The sequence below is a fragment of the Pseudomonas sp. SDO52101_S400 genome, assembly GCF_054071635.1.
Map to the genome: position 1 here is coordinate 1 of NZ_JBSVWF010000134.1, position 1,496 is coordinate 1,496.

At 54.3% G+C, this 1,496-nt stretch carries 1 protein-coding gene; it reads right to left on the reverse strand.

Annotated features, from left to right (window positions below):
- A partial coding sequence (locus tag ACW9HX_RS29035) for an Ig-like domain-containing protein (RefSeq protein WP_457383209.1) occupies positions 1–1,340 on the reverse strand: 1,340 nt, incomplete at its 3' end.
- Positions 1,341–1,496: the final 156 nt, after the last annotated feature.

Sequence of the window (1,496 nt, forward strand, 5' to 3'; positions counted from 1 at the left end):
ACCGCTATCGATATGAACTTGCTTTGCCACTTGTAATCCGTTCCGACTGTGACTTCATCTTTGACCGCGCCCCCAACAAGAATTTGCAACACCAGCCCCTTCAAAGCAGAACCCGACAGCATGACTTTATTGTCGGAAACAGTCCCGCCACTCACCAACTCCTTGTTGAACGAGTTCTTTATCGAAGTAATTACGGGCTTCTGAATAACCAATGCCCGGGCATTTTTTGAGGTTGCAGTAACAACGCCTCCCCGGACCTGCTCATAAAGCACCTTGACCCTGCTATCGGCAATGACCTTGGCGTTGGGAATCATCAAAGGTTGGGTAAAAGGAAGTCTTGTGACCGTAACCTCAGTCTCATGTTCGACCACGCTCCCGGTACTTGGCGTCGCTGTGTACTTCACCTTTACTTTGTCGTTGATTTTCCAGACCGGATCAAAAACATGCACCTCGACCGTCAGATCCCGAGCGCCAAGCTTATTCCAGTCGATGGTGTCCGGATCGTCGTGGGGATCGTTCGGATCTTCGGCAAGGTTGGGGGCGGCCAAACGGGTTCCCTTCAGGTCAATCACCACACGGATCGGTTTCGACCAGGGCGAGGTCGGGTCCGCCCCGTTGGTGAGTTCGTCCTCGACCGTAAAGTAAAAGACGGATTGCAGACTGTCGCCAGCGGCTTCGAAAAAGGCTTGATCGAGCCGTATCCCGATGGCGGTCGGCTCGTCGGTGGGCGTGGGGGGCGCCTCATCCGGATGGACCACATGAGTTATTACATGGCCGTTGCAGTGCAGCGAGATTTTGTCGAATGGCCGGCAATACGGGTACTGGCAGTAAGCCTGAACACCCTGCGCCGCGCGGTCGGCATCGACACCGTCCTCAATCACGTCTTGAGGCAGGATGAGATGAAGCCTGGAATGCCCTTCGTCCCCGTTGTTCTCGTCTTCAATACCTGGACGGATTTTGTTGTATTTGATGGTCACGGGTGGTTCGTAAGTTTCATCCGGACTGTCAAGACGCTGGACTGTGTAATTGAGCGTATTGAGCCGGTCTGCACGCAGCAGGTTGTGGGGAATATGCAGCGTCGTCGGCGACGTCGCGTTCTCGGTCTGTTCGCTGGTAATTTTCTCCACACCGTTCAAATTCAGGAACACCGTCATGTTGGGCTGCTGGCCCAGCAAGGCTGGAACAATGACCTTTGCCCCCCGAGGCTTCTCGTCATAAAAACGGATCGCAATACCATAATCCGCATCTGCCACGTCATCCTTGGCGTCGGGCAATTGCGGCGCGTAGAGATTGATTTCCTCGCCAACAAGTAACGTTTGATCATCCGGTTCGGTGGCCATGGGGACGCTCCTGATTTCACGAAGGGTGCCGGCATCTGTTGCTTGCACCGTCAATGCAGATCAGGCGCTATCCACAGGGGAGTTGCCTACTGTCAGATCTGACAGTGGCGATAAACGGTATTTATTTCCGCGACTGTTACGGGGCCTCTGCTGGAT